15 protein-coding genes are annotated in these 17,636 nt (G+C 62.4%); 6 read left to right on the forward strand and 9 right to left on the reverse strand.

Annotated features, from left to right (window positions below; translation table 11 throughout):
- Window positions 1–3 precede the first annotated feature (3 nt).
- Entirely contained in the window at window positions 4–1,485 is a 1,482-nt protein-coding gene (locus tag BLW55_RS00945; protein WP_090326035.1) for an ABC transporter substrate-binding protein, read from the reverse strand.
- Window positions 1,486–1,567: 82 nt separating this feature from the next.
- Window positions 1,568–2,851: an acetylornithine deacetylase/succinyl-diaminopimelate desuccinylase family protein gene (locus BLW55_RS00950; protein WP_090326038.1), complete on the reverse strand. Its 1,284-nt coding sequence runs from the start codon at window positions 2,849–2,851 to the stop codon at window positions 1,568–1,570.
- A 188-nt stretch (window positions 2,852–3,039) separates the two neighbouring features.
- Between BLW55_RS00950 and BLW55_RS00955 the strand changes: the two genes are divergently transcribed.
- Window positions 3,040–3,471, forward strand: coding sequence for a L,D-transpeptidase (locus BLW55_RS00955; protein ID WP_025029740.1), 432 nt, complete (start codon window positions 3,040–3,042; stop codon window positions 3,469–3,471).
- A gap of 17 nt (window positions 3,472–3,488) precedes the next feature.
- Here the strand turns inward: BLW55_RS00955 and BLW55_RS00960 are convergent, their stop codons facing one another.
- The 6 genes from BLW55_RS00960 to BLW55_RS00985 all read right to left on the reverse strand — a co-directional run bounded on the left by BLW55_RS00960 (window position 3,489) and on the right by BLW55_RS00985 (window position 8,951).
- The gene (locus tag BLW55_RS00960) at window positions 3,489–4,409 is read right to left on the reverse strand and encodes a lipid A biosynthesis lauroyl acyltransferase (protein ID WP_090326041.1); all 921 of its coding nucleotides are present in this window, start codon (window positions 4,407–4,409) and stop codon (window positions 3,489–3,491) included.
- 9 nt (window positions 4,410–4,418) lie between these two features.
- Complete coding sequence (locus tag BLW55_RS00965) at window positions 4,419–5,447, reverse strand: zinc-binding dehydrogenase (RefSeq protein WP_090326044.1); 1,029 nt, start codon at window positions 5,445–5,447, stop codon at window positions 4,419–4,421.
- A 39-nt stretch (window positions 5,448–5,486) separates the two neighbouring features.
- Window positions 5,487–6,707, reverse strand: a complete 1,221-nt coding sequence (locus BLW55_RS00970) for a beta-ketoacyl-ACP synthase (protein ID WP_244509147.1) — start codon at window positions 6,705–6,707, stop codon at window positions 5,487–5,489.
- A gap of 85 nt (window positions 6,708–6,792) precedes the next feature.
- Window positions 6,793–7,980, reverse strand: a complete 1,188-nt coding sequence (locus BLW55_RS00975; protein WP_090326048.1) for a beta-ketoacyl-ACP synthase — start codon at window positions 7,978–7,980, stop codon at window positions 6,793–6,795.
- A gap of 33 nt (window positions 7,981–8,013) precedes the next feature.
- Window positions 8,014–8,292 (reverse strand): acyl carrier protein, encoded by a 279-nt coding sequence (locus tag BLW55_RS00980; protein ID WP_007009717.1) that lies wholly within the window; start codon window positions 8,290–8,292, stop codon window positions 8,014–8,016.
- A gap of 107 nt (window positions 8,293–8,399) precedes the next feature.
- A complete protein-coding gene (locus BLW55_RS00985) occupies window positions 8,400–8,951 on the reverse strand; it encodes a histidine phosphatase family protein (RefSeq protein WP_007009716.1) in 552 nt (183 codons plus the stop codon).
- A 130-nt stretch (window positions 8,952–9,081) separates the two neighbouring features.
- On the opposite strand from BLW55_RS00985, the gene BLW55_RS00990 reads away from it, so the two are divergent.
- The 4 genes from BLW55_RS00990 (at window position 9,082) to BLW55_RS01005 (ending at window position 13,378) form a co-directional block, all read left to right on the forward strand.
- Window positions 9,082–10,023, forward strand: a complete 942-nt coding sequence (locus BLW55_RS00990) for an AEC family transporter (protein WP_007009715.1) — start codon at window positions 9,082–9,084, stop codon at window positions 10,021–10,023.
- A gap of 69 nt (window positions 10,024–10,092) precedes the next feature.
- A complete protein-coding gene (locus BLW55_RS00995) occupies window positions 10,093–11,550 on the forward strand; it encodes an NAD-dependent succinate-semialdehyde dehydrogenase (protein ID WP_090326051.1) in 1,458 nt (485 codons plus the stop codon).
- A 153-nt stretch (window positions 11,551–11,703) separates the two neighbouring features.
- Window positions 11,704–12,159 carry a FixH family protein gene (locus tag BLW55_RS01000; RefSeq protein ID WP_040665391.1) on the forward strand — a complete coding sequence of 152 codons (456 nt, stop codon included), beginning with the start codon at window positions 11,704–11,706 and terminating at the stop codon, window positions 12,157–12,159.
- 1 nt (window position 12,160) lies between these two features.
- Complete coding sequence (locus tag BLW55_RS01005) at window positions 12,161–13,378, forward strand: cytochrome-c peroxidase (RefSeq protein ID WP_007009712.1); 1,218 nt, start codon at window positions 12,161–12,163, stop codon at window positions 13,376–13,378.
- On the opposite strand, the gene BLW55_RS01010 is transcribed toward BLW55_RS01005, so the two are convergent.
- Window positions 13,365–13,817 (reverse strand): Lrp/AsnC family transcriptional regulator, encoded by a 453-nt coding sequence (locus BLW55_RS01010; protein WP_040665392.1) that lies wholly within the window; start codon window positions 13,815–13,817, stop codon window positions 13,365–13,367. The genes BLW55_RS01005 and BLW55_RS01010 overlap by 14 nt on opposite strands.
- Before the next feature lie 160 nt (window positions 13,818–13,977).
- On the opposite strand from BLW55_RS01010, the gene putA reads away from it, so the two are divergent.
- Window positions 13,978–17,592 (forward strand): bifunctional proline dehydrogenase/L-glutamate gamma-semialdehyde dehydrogenase PutA, encoded by a 3,615-nt coding sequence (gene putA / locus BLW55_RS01015; protein WP_090326053.1) that lies wholly within the window; start codon window positions 13,978–13,980, stop codon window positions 17,590–17,592.
- The last annotated feature ends 44 nt before the right edge of the window (window positions 17,593–17,636 follow it).

The following is a 17,636-nucleotide window of genomic DNA, read 5'->3' on the forward strand; positions in this document are numbered from 1 at the left end:
CGATCAGTCAGTCCACCTGACATCCGTAAGGTCATTGGCCTGAATGGGCGAGTTTTCCCACATGCCTTCGAGCTTGGCATCCCAGACGCCGATCTTGGGAAGCTGGAACATGAAACCGTTGACCGCATCCTGGGCGATGATCTTCTGGGCGGTCTGGTAGAGCTCGATGCGCTTCTCCGGGTCGGCGGTCGCCTCAAGCGCGTTCATGACTTCCTTGAAGGCGGGGTTCTTATAGTTGAAGTAATAATCGTCGCGGCCATAGATGTTGATGTCGTTCGGTTCCGTGTGGGAGACGATGGTGAGGTCGTAATCCTTGTTCTTGAACACCTGTTCGAGCCATTGTGCCCATTCGACCGGAATGATCTCGAGTTCGATGCCGACCTGGCGCAGCTGCGAGGCGACGACCTGTCCGCCATCGCGCGCATAGGGCGGCGGCGGGAGCTTGAGCGTCGCCTTGAAGCCATCGGGATAGCCGGCTTCGGCAAGAAGCGCTTTCGCCTTTGCGGGATCGTAAGGATAGGTGCCGGTCAGATCGACATAGGCCTCGTTGGCGGGCGAGAAATGCGAACCGATGGGCGTGCCATAGCCTGAACCGTTGCCGGCGATGATCTCCTCGCGGTTCAGCGCATGGGCGATGGCCTGACGCACCTTGATGTTGCTGAAGGGTTCCCTGCCATTGTTGGTGGAGAGGATCGTTTCGCCCTCGGTCGCACCAATGGCGACCACGAAGCGCGGGTCGCTCTCGATCTGGATGAGGGCGTCGCCGGCGGGCATCTGCGGAAAGGCCTGCACATCGCCCGATAAGAGGGCGGGGATGGCGGCAGCCGCATCGGGCACGACGCGGAACTCGGCCTTTTCAAGCGCGGCGGGCTCGCCCCAGTAGTCCGGGTTCTTCACCAGCGTGACGGACGATCCCTTTGCCCATCTGTCGAATTTGAAGGGGCCTGTGCCGATGGGGTTTTCCTTGTTGGTTTCGGCGGATTCGGGTGCAACGATGACCGCATCGCCCCAGCCGAGATTGTAAAGGAAAGAGCCCTGCGGGGCCGAAAGCGTGATCTTCACCGTGGCCGGGTCGACTGCCTCCACGGTATCGATTGCCGAAAAAAGCTGTTTTTGCGCGTTGATCGAATCTTCGGCGCGCGCCCGGTCCAGCGTGAATTTCACATCCTCGGCATCAAACGTGGTGCCATCGTGGAAGGTGACACCGGAACGCAGCTTGAATGTGTAGGTCCTGCCGTCGTCGGAGACTTCCCAGCTTTCGGCAAGAGCGGGCAGGACCTCGCCATTGCGACCGATGCGGGTCAGGCCCTGGAAGAGATTGGCGTAGAGGATCTCGTCGATTGCCGCAGCAGCGCTGGCGGTCGGGTCGAGATGCGGTGGTTCCAGAACGATGCCGACGACGAGATCGGTGCGTGCTGCGAGCGCGGCGGTTCCCGCGGCCAGTAACAGCGTTGCACCGCCGATAATGGACTTGATCGTCTTCATGTCTCTCTCCCGCAGGGCCGTGTGATTTTTCAGGATTGAAGCGTGATTCAGCGCGGCTGTAAATCACGCATTGAAACGAGGTTTATCGAGGTGGCGCTGCGCCGCGCAACAGAACGTCGAGGCTCATGGCCATGACGGTCGCCGACTGCACCATGTCCTCGATCCCGACCCATTCGTCGGGCTGGTGGGCGAGGTCGAGAATGCCGGGGCCGTAGGCGACGCAGTCGTGCAGGTGCCCGATGCGCGAAATGTGCTTCTGGTCATAGGTGCCGGGCGAGATGACATATTCCGGCTCCTTGCCGAAAACCTCACGGATGCCGGCGGCGATGGCGCTCGGCACGGGTGCGTCCTCCTCGGTCATCAGCGGCAGGACTTCCATCAGGTCGCGCATGGAGTAGTCGAATTTCGGACGCTCGCGCTTCAGACGTTCGAGGATGGAAACCACTTCGCCCTTCACCTGCGAAATGTCTTCCTCGATCAGAAACCGGCGGTCGATCACCATGCGGCAGGAATCGGCCACATTGGGCGAGGGCAGCCCGGGGAAGAAATCCTCCGTCTGGCCGCCGTGGACCGAGTTGATGTTCATGGTGGAGCGGCGCGCACCTTCGGGCACGACCGGCATGCGCGTTTCCTTGGCGTCGAGGGCGGGAAAAAGCTCTTCCTCGAAAGCGTGGAGCAAAGCGCCCATGTGGCGGATGGCCGAATCGCCGAGAAACGGCATTGCACCATGGGCGATGGCACCACGCGTTTCGATCTCCGCCCACCACACGCCGCGATGGCCAAGGCAGATGCGGTCCTTGTTCAGCGGTTCGGGAATGATGACGTGGTCGACGCGGGGCTTTGAGAAGAAGCCTTTGCCGGCCAGATAGGCGACGCCGCCATAACCGCCCGATTCCTCGTCGGCCGTCCCGGAAATCTCTATGGCACCGGGAAAGTCCGGATAGATTTCGAGAAACGCTTCGGCGGCGATGATGGAGGCGGCAAGCCCGCCCTTCATGTCGCAGGCTCCGCGCCCGAAAACCTTGCCGTCCTTCACGACGGCGGCATAGGGATCGACCGTCCAGCCTTCGCCCGCTTCCACCACGTCGATATGGGAGTTGAAATGCACGGTGGCACCGGGGCTGCGGCCTTCGCGGCGGGCAATGACATTGGTGCGGGGGTAACGGTCAGAATCGCCCGGTGCGCCCGTCCCGCGGACGAATTGGGTTGCAAACCCTTTCGCCTTCAGTCGGCGCGCGATGTATTCGCAACAGGGCGTATAGGCGTCGCCCGGCGGGTTCACCGTGGGAAATCGGATCAGATCGGAAGTGAGTGCGACGAGGTCGTCCGTCCGGCGGCGCACTGCCAGGGCAAGCTGTTCGTTCATGTGTGCAATAGAGCGATATGCAGCCGGCTTGGCAAGATCGCGTGCACGCGATTGTGAACAGTGGAAACTTGCCCGAAAAACAGAGGTATAGTTCTATTTACCAAGGACGTTTGGGGTTTCGTCATGAATTGAAACTAAGCATTCCAAGACTACGGGTAGAAACTTCACACATGCAGCGGGGGGCGCTCATGAAACGAATTTTCTTTGCTGTAGCCATTGCAGGCCTGATTTTTTCCGGCGGCGTGGCTCAAAGTGTAGCCGCGAGCCTCGTGGCTAAAGTCAGTGTTTCCAAACAGACGATGACGGTGATGCATCGCGGGCGCGTGCTGCACCGCTGGCGTGTGTCCACCGCGCGGCGAGGCTATGTGACGCCACGCGGGCAATGGCGGCCGAAGCGCATGCACAGAATGTGGCATTCGCGCAAATACAACATGTCGCCAATGCCGTATTCGATCTTTTACTACGGTGGCTATGCCATTCACGGGACCAATGCCGTTTCGAAGCTTGGCAGGCCCGCCTCACACGGCTGCGTGCGCCTGCACACATCCAACGCGAAGCGGCTCTATGCGCTGGTGAAAAAGATCGGCCCGGGCAACACGCGGATCGTCGTTACGGATTGACCGTTCGGGTCCTGATCCTAGATCTGCCAGCGCTTGTGGAACCACATCCACTGGCCGGGATCCTCGCGCACCCAGCGCTCGACCACGTCATTGAGCAACTGGGCGCTGGCCTCGATGTCGATGACGCCATCCGCGTCACGGGGCAGGGTAATCCTGTCCTCGACGATCAGGCGGTAGCGCCCGCCGGGTAGCCGCTTGCAGCGTGCCGGGTAAATGTCGCAGTCATATTGCCGCGCGAGCTTTGCGAGCAGCGGATTGGTGCGGCATTCACGGCCGAAGAAGCGCGTATTCACGCCCTTGCGAAACTTCTGGTCGACGAGAACGCCGATATTGCCGCCATCGTCGAGAACGCGGGCAAGCTGGAGGGCAGCACCCGCCTGGGAGGGCACGAGCCCGCCCATGGCGCTGCGCCGGGTCTCCAGAATGTAGTCGGCCACATAGGGATTGTTGGGAGGGCGAAAGAGCGACGTGGTGGCAAGATCGAAGCGGGCGGCCGCGATGGGCAGAAACTCGAAATTGCCCAGATGGCCGGTGAAGAAAATGTGCGGGACGCCTTTTTCCTCACGCAGTCGCTTGAATATCTCCACGCCCTCTACCTCGACGCGACCGGGCGTATCGGCTTCGGGATCGAAATCGAACAGCTTGTCGAGAAAAACATACTCGACGGCAAGCCGGGCCATGTTGCCCCACATGTCGAGCGCTATGGCCTCGATCTCGGCATCACCCTTTTCGGGATAAGCCTGACGCAGATTGTCGACCGCCAGCCGGTGCCGCCCCACTTTCGGGCCGAAAGTGCGCGCGACTTTCTCGGCTAGATCAAGCGCTTTTTCCGGTGGCAGGCGGCGAAGGAGCGTGAGAATACCGATCACCAGGCGCGCGGTGAGCCAGTATTCCAGCGTTTTGAGTCGTTTACCGGTTGTGTGGAGAAAGCGCTTCATGGGCGCGGGTCAGTCCACGCGCAGGATGATCTTGCCGAACACGTCGCGGCCTTCCATGCGGGCGAGCGCCTTGTCGATGTCGGCAAAGCTCACCTCGGTATCGATCACCGGTGAAGCCAGCCCGCGCGCCATCTTCTGCATGGCGTCGGCCATGTTTTCCATGCGGCAGCCGAAGGATCCGAAAATCTTGAGTTGCTGCTGGAAAAGCTGCATCAGGTTCATGTTGGTCGAGACACCGGAGGTGGAGCCGCAGGTGACGAGGCGTCCGCCGCGCTTCATGGAAAGGAGCGAGCCTGCCCATGTGTCGGCACCCACATGCTCGAACACCACATCCACGCCGCGCTTCTTCGTGATCTTGCGCACAACCCCCTCGAAGCGGTCCTCGCGGTAGTTGATCACATGATCGGCACCGAGCGCCTTTGCCTTTTCCATCTTGTCCTCGGAGCCGACCGTGGTGATGACGGTGCAGCCCATGCTCTTGGCAAGCTGGATGGCGGCGGAGCCAATGCCGGAGCCGCCGGCCTGAACGAGAATGGTTTCGCCCGGCTCGAGCTTCGCGTTGTCGAACAGCATGTGCTCGACCGTGCCGAAGGTGACGGGCGCAACGGCGGCACCGATCTCGTCGACGCCGGGCGGGGCGGGGACGAGGAGGCGGGCCGGCAGGTTGATCTTTTCCTGCGCAAAGCCGTCGAGGTGGAAACCGTGCACGCCGGAGACGTGTTCACACAGATTGTCACGGCCTTCGCGGCAGGGGCGGCACAAACCGCAGGTGCGGGCGCCATAGATGGAAACGAGCTGGCCTGGAAGCAGATTGCTGACGCCGGGACCGACAGTCTCGACCACGCCGGAGGCTTCCGCGCCAACGACGAGCGGCATCTTGCGCTTGGCAAACGCCATGCCGCGCCAGCCCCAGACATCGATGTGATTGAGCGCGACGGCACGGATCTTCAACGTCACCTCGCCCTGTCCGGGAGGGGGCGGCGGCGCAAGATCGACGGTTTCAAGCTTGCGGTCGGCGACGAGTTGAAGTGCGCGCATAATGAATTCCGATGGTTTTGGGCAATCTGAACGGGTCGATTAGACCGGTTCGCGGGCCATGACAAGGCAGGTGTTCTGTCCGCCGAAGCCGAAGGAGTTCGACAGAACGGTCGAAACCTGCGCCTCGCGCTTCACATTCGGCACCACGTCGAGCTCGATTGCCGGGTCTGGCGTGTCGTAATTGATGGTGGGCGGAATGACGCCCTCGCGCATGGTCATCAGTGAGAAAACGGCCTCGATGGCACCGGCTGCCGAAAGCGTGTGGCCGATCATCGACTTGTTGGAGGAGATGGGCGTTGTCTTCATGCGCTCGCCGAAAACGGTCGAGAGAGACAGATGCTCCATCTTGTCGTTTTCCGGTGTCGATGTGCCGTGGGCGTTGACATATTCGATCTCGTCTTCAGCCATGCCAGCGTCCGCCAGGGCCGCGCGGACCGCTCCGATGGCGGGCGAGCCGTCGGGCTTGGAACGGGTGCGATGGAAATCATCCGCCTTTTCGCCGCAGCCGCGCATGATGCCAAGAATTTTGGCACCGCGCGCAAGCGCGCTTTCAAGCGATTCCAGGACGAGCGCACCGGCTCCTTCGGCAAGGACAAAGCCGCTGCGGTCCTTTGAGAAGGGGCGCGAGGCCTTTTCGGGCGCATCGTTCTGGGTGGTCAGCGCAGAAAGAAGCGAAAAGCGGATCAGCGCTTCGGCGGTCGCCGAACCATCCGCGCCTATGGCAAGCGCCCGGTCGCATTCCCTGCGGCGGATCGCTTCAGTGCCGAGCTGGATCGCGGTTGCGCCCGATGCGCACGCGGTCGACATGGTGATCGGCAGGCCGCTTGTGCCATAGCGCTCGGCGAGGCGATCGGCGATGGTGCCGAACTGACTTTCCTCGAAAAGCTCCATGGCGCGCGCTTCGCGGGCTGCCTCGATGAGCGAAGGATTGCCGTTGTGAGTGCGGGCTTTGGCATAAAGCGCAAGGCGATGATGCCAGTCGAGTTCCACTGGAGGAGCGGCAAGAAAGAGCGGACCGCCGAAATCGGATGCGGGCAGGTCGGACTGTTCGATGGCTTCCGCCGCCACGAGATCGGCAAGATGATGGGTGTGGACGCTGGCACCCCTGGTGCTCGACGGCAGGAAATCGACCATGCCGGAAATGGTGGTCGCCATGTGGTCCGTTGGGAAGCGCGTGATGGGGTGGATGCCCGAACGCCCGCTGATCAGCGCGTCCCAGTTTTCCTGTCGGCCCTGGCCGAGAGAGGTGACGACGCCCATTCCGGTTACGGCGATAACGGGTCTTCCAAAGCTGTCGGTCGTTTTCACGGGATCGCTTTCTCTAAAATCCTCCGGGCCGGAAGGATCAGGCCTTTTTGACCAGGCCCATTCCCTCGTAGCAATGATAGCCGATTGCAGTCGCCAGAACTGCGTCAGGGCTTCCGTCGAACGCGGCTTCGCTTGCGCCGTCGAAAGCCGGGTAGGGGCTGCCATGGTGCACGGCAAGCGCGGCCAACGCTACGGCGAAGGGAAACTGTGCTTCCTTCATATGGCCGGTGAGCGAAGAGAAGCCGCGCAGCGCGATGTTGTCGTGACGGGCAAGCGCTTCGCGTTCGGCTGCCGTCGCCGGGTGGGCACCGGATGCGCCTGAAAGGGCAAGAACAGGTGTTTTGGGAAGGGGGAGCTGATCGAGCATCCCTGCGATACCGTCGGCCAAGGGTTCGCTCTTGCGGCGGGTGCGGCGCGAGACGACCGGGCCGATGGATGCATAGGCCTTGCGTCCACGCTGTTCCGCATGCTCGCGCGATTCCAGGATCAGGAACGCCGCGCCGGAGCCGGTGACCACACCACCGCCCTCTGCCTCGCTGCGCTGCCATACCGGCTTCCAGTCTTCACGATGCAGAAAACCGGCAAGCTCATAGGCAAGCAGCATGTCGGAATGCTCGGTCTGGAAGGACGCGCCGACCAGGACATGTGAGGACTGACCGGAGCGAATGCGCGCGGCGGCGGTCTCAATGGCGGAGACGCCAGCGCCTTCCTCGCCCATGAAAGTGCGCGACGATCCCGTCACCTTGTGGACGATGGAAATGTTGCCGGCGAGCAGGTTTGAAAGCTGCGCCAGGAAAAGCGTGGGGCGCAGCTCGGTCGTCAGCTTCTCATTGAGCAGGATGTCGTGGTCCTCACGCTCGAGCGATGCGGCGAGGATGGCCTCGTCCACCGTTTCGTCACGCTCGCCGCCTCCTGCGGCGACCACCATGTCCATCGTCGCGCAGAGCGCTTCGTCGTCCTTTAAGCCCGCATCGTCGAGCGCCAGGCCCGCGGCATAGGTGCCCAGCCGCTGCCAGGTCTCCATCTGGCGCTGATCGCCGCGGCGCGGGATCTGCTGGCCCCAGTCGATCTCGGGGAGGGGATGGATGCTGTATGGCGCAAACCGCTCCCTGTCGAGGACGGGAGACGGCGTTTTCGCCGTCAGCGCCTGCCAGTGGGCGTCTACACCCTCGCCAAGCGAGGAAACGATCCCCATACCGGTGATAACTACGTCGCGCGGGCTCATGCCGTTCCTTTAACGGTGCACTGTCAGGAAAACTCAGCCGGCCTTTGCAGCCACCAGATCGTCGATCTTGGCGCAGAGGTTTTTCATGACGAAATACTCTTCCGTCGAAACCTTGCCGTCATTGACTTCCTGGGTCCACTTTTCCAGCGGAACCTTGATGCCGAATTCCTTGTCGATGGCAAAGACGATGTCGAGGAAGTCGAGGCTGTCGATGCCCAGATCGTCGATGGTGTGGCTTTCGGGGGTGATTTTCTCGCGGTCGATCTCGCTGGTTTCAGCGATGATGTCGGCAACCTTGTCGAATGTCGTCACGTGTGGCCCTCAGTCTGGGGAGATTCTCTTACAATAGGATGATCGTGGGGTCTCTAATCGCTTTTTGCCGGCAGGAAAAGGGGTTATAGGCTCCGCTGATGGCACGATCAGTTGAATTTGATGCGTGCGGCGGCGTGCAGATTGTCGCCTCCGCGTGACAAAATAATGGCCTCGCCTTCTCGCGCCGAGGCGCCGATCAGCGCTTCAATGATTTCAAGATGGGTGATCAGGAACAGGTTTCCCGAGCCGGTGTAGTCGTTGATTCGTGCGAGAAGCTCCGCCTTCTGCTTTTCCATGGCGCTGTCGTCTGCGGGCAGATCAAGCGCGGGAAAGAGCTCGACCACGTCGGAGCCAAAGGCCTGCGTGGCCGTGTCGCGGGTCCGGCAGTAGCGGCTCGCAAGCACCTTTTCCACCGGCGCAGCGCGGGCATCGACGAGGGCGCCGATACGGCGGGCCTGCAGGCGCCCGCGCTCGGACAGGTTGCGCTGGGTGCCGCAGTTCTCAATGTCGAAATTGGCCGGGTCACCGCTGCCTGGAGCAATGGCATGGCGCATCAGCACGACCTGCCCGCCATTGCGCAAAAGCGCCCATCCCGCCTCGGTTGCCTGCGCCGGAAAGACGCTGAAAAGAAGAATGATGGCAACGAGCAGGCGAAACATATGGCAATCCTCAAACTATTCTTCCTAGCATATAGGCACAGGGACAGCACTTGAAAGCCGCCTTGCTGCCCTGAGTGGAATTGTCTGACTGATGGTTTCCCTTGGCAACCATTGCCGCTAAACAGGCTGCATGTCTCCACTCGTTGAAACCGTCTCCTTCGTCTTTGGTCTTGTCGCATTCGGCTATGTCGCCGGATGGAGCGGCCTTTTGAAGCCGCAAACCGGCGATGCACTAAGCGAATTTGCGGTGACCGTCGCGGTGCCGCTTCTGCTTTTCCGCACCATGGCGGGCGCCGCATTCGACGGAAACCTGCCCTGGGCGCTCTGGACGACCTATTTCAGCGCCGTTGCCGTCGCCTGGGTGGCGGGGCACTTTATCATTGTGCATTTTTTCGGGCGCGACGCGCGCGCCGGCGTGGTGGCCGGTCTGTCGACAAGCTTTTCGAATCTCGTCCTGCTGGGAATCCCGTTCATGCTTGGCGTGTTCGGGCAGGAGGGGTTTGAGGTCCTCTCACTGATCGTTTCGGTTCATCTGCCGATCATGATGGGCATGTCGATTCTGCTTTTCGCGCTCGTCGGTCGAAAGGGCGGCAGTGCGCTTTCAATTGTCCGCGAGTTTCTGACAAGGCTTTTCTCCAGTCCGCTGATCATCGGCATCATTGCCGGGTTGCTCTGGCGTTTTTCCGGGCTCGAGATGCCTGCGCTTGGAACCCGTTTCGTGGATGCGCTGGCCAATGTCGCGGGTCCAGTGGCGCTTTTTGCGATGGGGCTCGGACTGCGGCGGTTCGGAATTTCGGGCGATGTGCGTCCCGCAATCGTGATCGCTGCGCTGAAACTTTTCCTGATGCCTGCCGTTGCCCTTGGTGTCGCGCTTCTGATCGGCCTTCCGGTCTTCAGCGCGCAGATCGCCGTCGTTGCGGCGGGGCTGCCCTCCGGGGTCAATCCCTATCTGATCGCTTCACGCTTCGGCACGGGACAGGCACTCGCCTCCAACGCGATGACCATCGCCACGGCGTTCGCCGTGCTTTCGACTGCGTTCTGGCTTTCCGTGCTCCACTGGACCTATCAATAGGGCCAGTCAGCCCCTAGCCGGGGCGCCTCGGGACAGTACGGTGCCGCGCAAACAGAGGAGAAGACCCAGATGCTTCAGAAGACCAGTCATTTCATGCGCCAGGCCAATTTCATCGACGGAGCCTGGGTCGAGGCGGATTCGGGGCAGACCATCGATGTCGTCAATCCGGCCAACGGCCAGAAGATCGGCACCGTTCCGCGCGCGGGCACGGCTGAAACCCGCCGCGCGATCGAAGCGGCCGAAACCGCGTTCCACTCCTGGAAGAAGACATCTGCCGACCACCGCGCAAAACTTCTGCGCGGGCTTCACGATGCGATCATGGACAATCAGAATGCGCTCGCCGAGCTTCTGGTGATGGAGCAGGGCAAGTCCTTTGCCGAGGCGAAGGGCGAAGTGGGCATGTCGGCGGCCTACATTCTCTGGTATGCGGAAGAAGGTCGCAGGGTCTATGGCGACGTCGTGCCGTCGCCCTGGGCGGACCGCCGCATTCTGGTGACCAAGGAACCCGTCGGCGTCATTGGCGCGATCACGCCGTGGAATTTTCCCTCCTCAATGCTGGCACGCAAGCTTGGCCCGGCACTTGCCTCAGGCTGCACGGCGATTGCCAAACCGGCGTCGCAGACGCCCTATTCCGGGCTCGCCTGGGGTGTTCTGTGCGAAGAGGCCGGATTTCCGAAAGGCGTGGTGAACATCCTGACCGGCTCGGCCTCCGAGATCGGCGACGAGCTCTGCGAAAACCCGCTGGTGCGCAAGATCACCTTCACCGGCTCCACCGAAATCGGCAAGCTTCTCATTCAGAAGACCGCGGGCACGGTGAAGAAGGTTTCGATGGAACTGGGCGGCAATGCGCCGTTCATCGTCTTTGACGACGCGGACCTGGACCGGGCGGTCGAGGGTGCCATGGCCGCAAAATACCGCAACTCCGGTCAGACCTGTGTCTGCACCAACCGCTTTTTCGTGCAGGCCGGCATCTATGACAGGTTTGTGGAGAAGCTTTCGGCGGCGGCCGAAAAGCTGAAGGTGGGATCCGGCCTCGAGGACGGGACCCAGCAGGGACCGTTGATCGACGAGAAGGCGGTCGAGAAGGTGGAGGAACTGATTGCCGACGCTACGGAGAAGGGCGGCAGGGTGACTGCCGGCGGCGCGCGCCATGCGCTGGGCGGCTCGTTCTTCCAGCCCACCGTGATCTCCAACGCCACGCCAGACATGCGCTTCATGCAGGAAGAGATTTTCGGCCCCGTGGCGCCGGTGTTCCGCTTCGAGACGGAGGAAGAAGCGGTCAAGCTTGCCAATGACACCGTCTTCGGTCTCGCCTGTTATTTCTACACCGGCGATCTGGGCCGCGCCTTCCGCGTGATGGAAGGGCTGAAATACGGTCTCGTCGGGGTCAATGAAGGGATCATCACCACGGTGGAAGCGCCGTTCGGCGGTCTCAAGGAATCGGGCCTTGGCAAGGAAGGCGGTCACCAGGGCATCGAAGACTATCTCGACACCAAATATGTCTGCATTGGCGGGCTGGGGCTCTAGGCACCCGAGCCAGGGTCAAGTGGGGAAACCGGCGTCGATGCGCCGGTTTTTCTTTGTCTTTTCCGGCGCCTTTTCCAGATTGCGACAGAGTAACTATGGAACAGGAGCGGGGCTGCGGGTTAAGTAGGGCATCTGCCGAGTCGGAGGGAGCACATGCCGCCACAGCGTGTTAACGGAACAAGGCGCTTCATGCTTGCGGGTCTGGGCCTGCTCGCGGCGGCCATCGCGATTTATGCCGCTTACCGTCTCTTCACCCCGCCCACACCCGAGATCGACATCGCCTACAACACGGTGAGCAGGGACGGGCTCTATCAGGTCATGTTCGAGACCGACGCACAGCCCGTACCGGTAAACGAGACCCACGAGTGGGTGGTGACGGTCACCACGCCCGATGGCGCGCCGGTGACGGATGCTTCGATAGCCGTCGATGGCGGCATGCCGGCCCACGGGCACGGCCTGCCGACCGAGCCGCAGGCAGCCGAAAACCTGGGAGAAGGGCGTTACCGGGTGGAGGGCATGCGCTTCAATATGGGCGGGCACTGGGAAATCCGCATCGGGATATCGGCCGATCCGGGGCTCGATGAGGCGGTCTTCAATCTGGACCTGTGACATGAAGAGAGCGCGCCGCCATGCTGCAATCGGCGCGCTGTGCGGTCTTCTTGCGTTGTCCGCCTGTGATTCCGGTGCACTGAGCGAAGACGAGAGGGCGAAGATCGCGTCTCTCTCGATTGATGCGCTGGGCCCCGTGCCACCTTCACCAGGAAATCGCTTTGCGGATGATCCGCGGGCGGCGGATTTCGGCAGACGGCTCTTTTTCGATGAGGGGCTTAGCGGCACTGGAACCGTCTCCTGTGCCACATGCCACAACCCCGACCGGCAGTTTCAGGACGGTCTTCCGCGCGGTGTCGGGGTTGCAGAAACAGACCGGCGCACAATGCCGCTTGCGGGTGCCGCGTGGAACATCTGGCAATTCTGGGACGGGCGGCGCGACAGCCTCTGGGCGCAGGCGCTCACACCTCTGGAGGACCAGCGAGAGCATGCCGGCAACCGCACCGCATATGCGCGCTACATCGCCGAGGCCTACGCCGGAACCTATGAGGAGATTTTCGGCCCCCTGCCGGACCTTTCGCAAGCTCCCGAAAACGCCAGCCCGCTTGGAACAGAGACCGAGCGCGCAGACTGGTCTGCAATGGCGCCGGAGCAACGAGAAGCGGTCAACCGGGTGTTTGCCGATATCGGCAAGGCGATTGCTGCGTTTGAACGCACGCTGGCACCGCCCGAAACCCGCTTCGACCGTTTTGCGCGGGCGATGGCGGCAGGGCAGCAGCCGGCCGGGAATGCAGCCTTTTCTGATCTGGAACTCGAGGGGCTGCGGCTCTTCATCGGCAAGGCCAGTTGCCTTGAATGCCATAACGGGCCGCGTTTAACGGACGATCATTTCCACAATACGGGCGTGCCACCTGCTGAGGGGCTGCCGGAGGATCTGGGGCGTGCCACGGGCATCGCCGCCGTGCAGTCCGACCCTTTCAACTGCCTGGGACGCCATAGCGATGCAACGCCCGAGGCCTGCGAAGCCCTGCGTTTCATGAAGCGCGACGCGACCGCGATGGAGCGGGCCTACAAGACGCCTTCGCTGCGCGGCGTGGCGGGACGCCCGCCCTACATGCATGCCGGCCAGATTGCTTCGCTCGAAGCGGTGATCGACCACTACAGCAGCGCACCCGACGCAGTGTCGGGTCAAAGCGAGATTCGCGGCGTGGTGTTCACCGATCGCGGGCGGCAGGCGCTCATCGCCTTTCTGAAGACGCTGGACCCTAGCGGTCCTTGACCGTTTCCATCGTCACGAATGTCGAGGTGCGGGCGACATGGGGCAGGGCGGAGATGCGTTCGCCGAGCACCTTTCGATAGCTTGAAATGTCGCGGGTCCGCACCTTGAGCAGATAGTCGAAGCCGGCGGCTGTCATGTGACACTGCTCGATCTCGGGCACGGCAAGCACCGCCTTGTTGAAGGCGGCAAGCGCGGATGAACGTGTGTCTTCAAGCTCCACCTGAACGAAGGCGATGTGACCTTCGCCGATGCGCGCGCGATCGATGATGGCGGAATAGCCGCGAATATAGCCTTCCTTCTCGAGACGCCGCAGCCGCGCCTGAACCGGCGTCTTGGAGAGGCCCACCCGGCGTGCGAGCTCGGCGATGGAAAGCCGGCCATCCTTGGTCAGGGCGTCCAGGATATTGCGATCGATGCGGTCTACGCGTTCTGCTACCATGTAGGATGGGTCTTTCTGAAGCCAATTTTTCCCGAGAAGATAGTCCGTATGAACTGGAATGCGCAAGCAATTAGCCCGATCGACCGAACTCGCTGTGCTATGATCGGCTCAAATGCGGTGACGGGAGCGCCGCGCAAGCCATTCCATATTTGAGGACGTCATGCAGAAGAATGCGCCGGAAAAACTGCGAGAGGACATCAGGGCTCACTATCTGGCCGTTGAGGCGGAGGCGTTGCAGCGGCTGATCGCCCTGGCCGACCTGTCGAGCGAAGACAGAGGCCGGATCTCGGCCAATGCCGCCGATCTGGTGCGGGCGGTGCGTTCTTCGAGCGACATGCACATGATGGAGGCGTTTCTTTCCGAATACGGTCTCTCGACGCAGGAAGGCGTGGCGCTGATGTGTCTGGCCGAGGCGCTGTTGCGCGTGCCGGACGCAGAGACGATGGACGATTTGATCCGCGACAAGATCGCGCCGCATGACTGGTCCGCACATTCGGGCGAATCCGCTTCGATTTTCGTCAACGCATCCACCTGGGCGTTGATGCTCACGGGGCGGGTGCTCGACGATGAAGGTGAGGGGGTGGAAGCGGTCCTGCGCGGCCTCGTGCGGCGCATGGGCGAACCCGTGATCCGGACGGCCGTATCGCGCGCCATGCGCGAAATGGGCGAGCAGTTCGTGCTCGGGCGCACCATTGAGGAAGCGATGAAGCGCGGCCGCTCCATGGTGGAGAAGGGATATACATATTCCTATGACATGCTGGGCGAGGCAGCACGCACGGAAGTCGATGCGCTGCGCTATCACAAGGCCTATGCGGATGCGATTGCCGCACTGAAGCGGTATTCCAACCGGGACGACATCCGGGAGAATCCGGGCATTTCCGTCAAGCTTTCCGCGCTTCACCCGCGCTATGAGGCGACGCAGAAGGCGCAGATGCTGCCGGTGATGATCGAGCGGCTGAAAAGCCTGGCCCTTGCAGCCCGCGACGCCCGCATGGGGCTCAACATCGACGCGGAGGAGGCGGATCGCCTCGACCTTTCGCTCGACGTCATTGAAGCGGTGCTGGCGGACGAAGAGCTTGCCGGCTGGGACGGGTTCGGCGTCGTGGTGCAGGCTTATGGACCGCGCGCGCCCTTCGTGCTGGACTGGCTCTATGAACTTGCAGAGCGGCTTGACCGACGCATCATGGTGCGCCTTGTGAAAGGTGCTTACTGGGATACGGAAATCAAGCGCGCCCAGGTGATGGGGCTCGACGGCTTTCCGGTCTTCACGCGCAAGGTCAACACGGATGTCAGCTATGTTGCCTGCGCCCGCAAACTGCTTGGCATGACGGATCGCATCTATCCGCAATTCGCCACCCACAATGCGCACACGGCAGCCGCGATCCTCGCCATGGCGCCGGACAAGACCCGGTTCGAGTTCCAGCGCCTGCATGGCATGGGCGAAGCGCTGCACGAAACCGTACGCAAGCGCGAAAACACACGCTGTCGCATCTATGCGCCGGTCGGCGCACATCAGGATCTGCTCGCCTATCTGGTGCGGCGGCTTCTGGAGAACGGCGCGAATTCCTCTTTCGTGCACCAGATCGTCGATGAGGATGTCAGCGCGGAAGAAATCGCTGCCGACCCCTTTGCAGCCATCGAGGCGAACGGCAAAGCCGCCAACCCGGCCATTGAACGCCCCTCGGAGATTTTCGGGCTTTCCAGAAAGAACGCCCGGGGCTGGGACATTACGGACCCCGTGACCATGGCCGAGCTCAATGCGGCTCGCGCGCCCTTTGCCGCGCCGCATGAATGGGAAGCCAGCTCCATCACGCCGGCAAAGGGAGATGGCGAAAGGCGCGAGGTGGTCAATCCGGCGCGGCTGTCGGAGACCGTTGGCAGGGTATGCGATGCCACGCGGGATCAGGCGGGCGCGGCGGTGAATATTGCGCTCGGGGCACAGCCCGGCTGGGCGGAGACGCCGGTTGGAGAGCGCGCCGACATCCTGCGGCGGATTGCCGATCTCTATGAGGCGCACGCTGCGGAGTTTTTCGCGCTTGCCACGCGCGAGGCCGGGAAGTCGCTTTCAGACGGCATTGCCGAAGTGCGCGAAGCGGTCGACTTCCTGCGCTATTATGCCCGCGAGGCGCAGCATGTGGAGAGGGAAACACAGGCACGCGGCGTCATCGTGTGTATTTCGCCGTGGAATTTTCCGCTCGCCATTTTCACCGGCCAGATCGCAGCTGCACTTGTGACCGGCAACGCCGTGATTGCCAAGCCGGCCGAGCAGACGTCGCTGATCGCCGCCCGCGCCGTGACGATGATGCATGAGGCGGGCGTGCCGGCCGATGTGCTGCAGCTTCTGATCGGCGATGGCCCGACGGTGGGCGGTCCGCTGACGGCTGACCCCCGGATCGCCGGCGTGTGTTTCACCGGTTCGACCGAAGTGGCGCGGCTGATCGAGCGACAGCTCGCCGACAATGCCGGCCCGGGCGCAATGCTGATTGCCGAAACGGGCGGGCTCAACGCGATGATCGTCGATTCCACCGCACTGCCCGAGCAGGCCGTGCGCGATGTCGTGGCATCGGCCTTCCAGAGCGCCGGTCAGCGCTGCTCGGCCCTGCGCATGCTCTATGTGCAGAAGGATGTGGAGCATCGGGTGATCGAGATGTTGAAGGGGGCTATGCAGGCGCTCAGCATTGGCGATCCATGGGAGGTTTCGACTGACGTCGGCCCGGTGATCGACGGTGAGGCACTCGACACGATCGGCAGCTATGCACAGCAGATGTCGGACAAGGGGCGCCGGATCGCGGCACTCGATGTGCCGGATGGCGGGCGATTCGTTGCGCCATCCGCCTTCAAAGTGTCCGGGATCGGCGAACTGGAGCGCGAAATCTTTGGCCCGATCCTCCATGTGGCGACATTCGAGGCGGATGACATAGACAGGGTCATTTCCGATGTTAACGCAAAGGGTTATGGCCTGACCTTCGGGCTTCACACGCGCATCGATGCCCGCGCACAGCACGTGATCGATAGGGTGCATGCCGGCAATATCTACGTGAACCGAAATCAGATCGGCGCTGTTGTCGGCTCGCAGCCCTTCGGCGGCGAGGGGCTTTCGGGAACGGGGCCCAAGGCCGGCGGCCCGCACTATCTGCGCCGCTTCCGGCGTGGTGCGGAGATCGCGCAGGTAGCGCCGTCAGGTCCCGAGCTTGCCGCCGATGCGGTGAGCCGTCTCCTGCCTGCGATGGATGCAAAGTGGACAGCGCGTGCAGACAGGCTCCCGGTCCTGCGGAAGCTCCTGCGTGGCAGGGCACAGGAAGCGATGGCAGCCTCGGCGGCGCTGGATCAGGGGCCACTCGATCTGCCGGGACCGACTGGCGAGGCCAACACACTGATGCTGACGCCGCGCGGCCGCGCGCTCTGTCTGGGCGCTGATGAAGAAGTCCTTCTGGCGCAGGTCGTGCAGGCACTGTCAGCCGGAAACGCGGTGCTCGCAGTGCATCCGGAAGCGCGCCGCATTCTCAGGCCGCTGCTCGGGCAGGGGCTTCCGCTGGAGGCAGCCGATGGCACCGTGGCTCCGGAGACACTCGGCGCTCCTGGCATCGATCTGGTGGCCGCCTGTGGCGGGGAAGAATGGCTGCGAGACCTGCGCCGGGCGCTTGCCGGGCGCGAGGGGGCGATTGTCCCGCTGATCGTCGAGCCGATCTACCCGGCCGCCTTTGCCCATGAACGCGCCATCTGTGTCGACACGACGGCAGCAGGCGGCAATGCGAGCCTTTTGGCTTCGGTTTAGGTTGAAATCCTCCACCGCGCAGCCCGATGGCTGCGCGGACGGTC

Source organism: Nitratireductor aquibiodomus, from assembly GCF_900105565.1.
GTDB lineage: Bacteria > Pseudomonadota > Alphaproteobacteria > Rhizobiales > Rhizobiaceae > Nitratireductor > Nitratireductor aquibiodomus.

What these genes read in the sequence shown, in the direction of transcription:
- BLW55_RS00945 (WP_090326035.1), bottom strand. Translation starts at nt 1,485, where the DNA reads ATGAAGACGATCAAGTCCATTATCGGCGGTGCAACGCTGTTACTGGCC.
- BLW55_RS00950 (WP_090326038.1), bottom strand. Translation starts at nt 2,851, where the DNA reads ATGAACGAACAGCTTGCCCTGGCAGTGCGCCGCCGGACGGACGACCTC.
- BLW55_RS00955 (WP_025029740.1), top strand. Translation starts at nt 3,040, where the DNA reads ATGAAACGAATTTTCTTTGCTGTAGCCATTGCAGGCCTGATTTTTTCC.
- BLW55_RS00960 (WP_090326041.1), bottom strand. Translation starts at nt 4,409, where the DNA reads ATGAAGCGCTTTCTCCACACAACCGGTAAACGACTCAAAACGCTGGAA.
- BLW55_RS00965 (WP_090326044.1), bottom strand. Translation starts at nt 5,447, where the DNA reads ATGCGCGCACTTCAACTCGTCGCCGACCGCAAGCTTGAAACCGTCGAT.
- BLW55_RS00970 (WP_244509147.1), bottom strand. Translation starts at nt 6,707, where the DNA reads ATGGGCGTCGTCACCTCTCTCGGCCAGGGCCGACAGGAAAACTGGGAC.
- BLW55_RS00975 (WP_090326048.1), bottom strand. Translation starts at nt 7,980, where the DNA reads ATGAGCCCGCGCGACGTAGTTATCACCGGTATGGGGATCGTTTCCTCG.
- BLW55_RS00985 (WP_007009716.1), bottom strand. Translation starts at nt 8,951, where the DNA reads ATGTTTCGCCTGCTCGTTGCCATCATTCTTCTTTTCAGCGTCTTTCCG.
- BLW55_RS00990 (WP_007009715.1), top strand. Translation starts at nt 9,082, where the DNA reads ATGTCTCCACTCGTTGAAACCGTCTCCTTCGTCTTTGGTCTTGTCGCA.
- BLW55_RS00995 (WP_090326051.1), top strand. Translation starts at nt 10,093, where the DNA reads ATGCTTCAGAAGACCAGTCATTTCATGCGCCAGGCCAATTTCATCGAC.
- BLW55_RS01000 (WP_040665391.1), top strand. Translation starts at nt 11,704, where the DNA reads ATGCCGCCACAGCGTGTTAACGGAACAAGGCGCTTCATGCTTGCGGGT.
- BLW55_RS01005 (WP_007009712.1), top strand. Translation starts at nt 12,161, where the DNA reads ATGAAGAGAGCGCGCCGCCATGCTGCAATCGGCGCGCTGTGCGGTCTT.
- BLW55_RS01010 (WP_040665392.1), bottom strand. Translation starts at nt 13,817, where the DNA reads ATGGTAGCAGAACGCGTAGACCGCATCGATCGCAATATCCTGGACGCC.
- putA (WP_090326053.1), top strand. Translation starts at nt 13,978, where the DNA reads ATGCAGAAGAATGCGCCGGAAAAACTGCGAGAGGACATCAGGGCTCAC.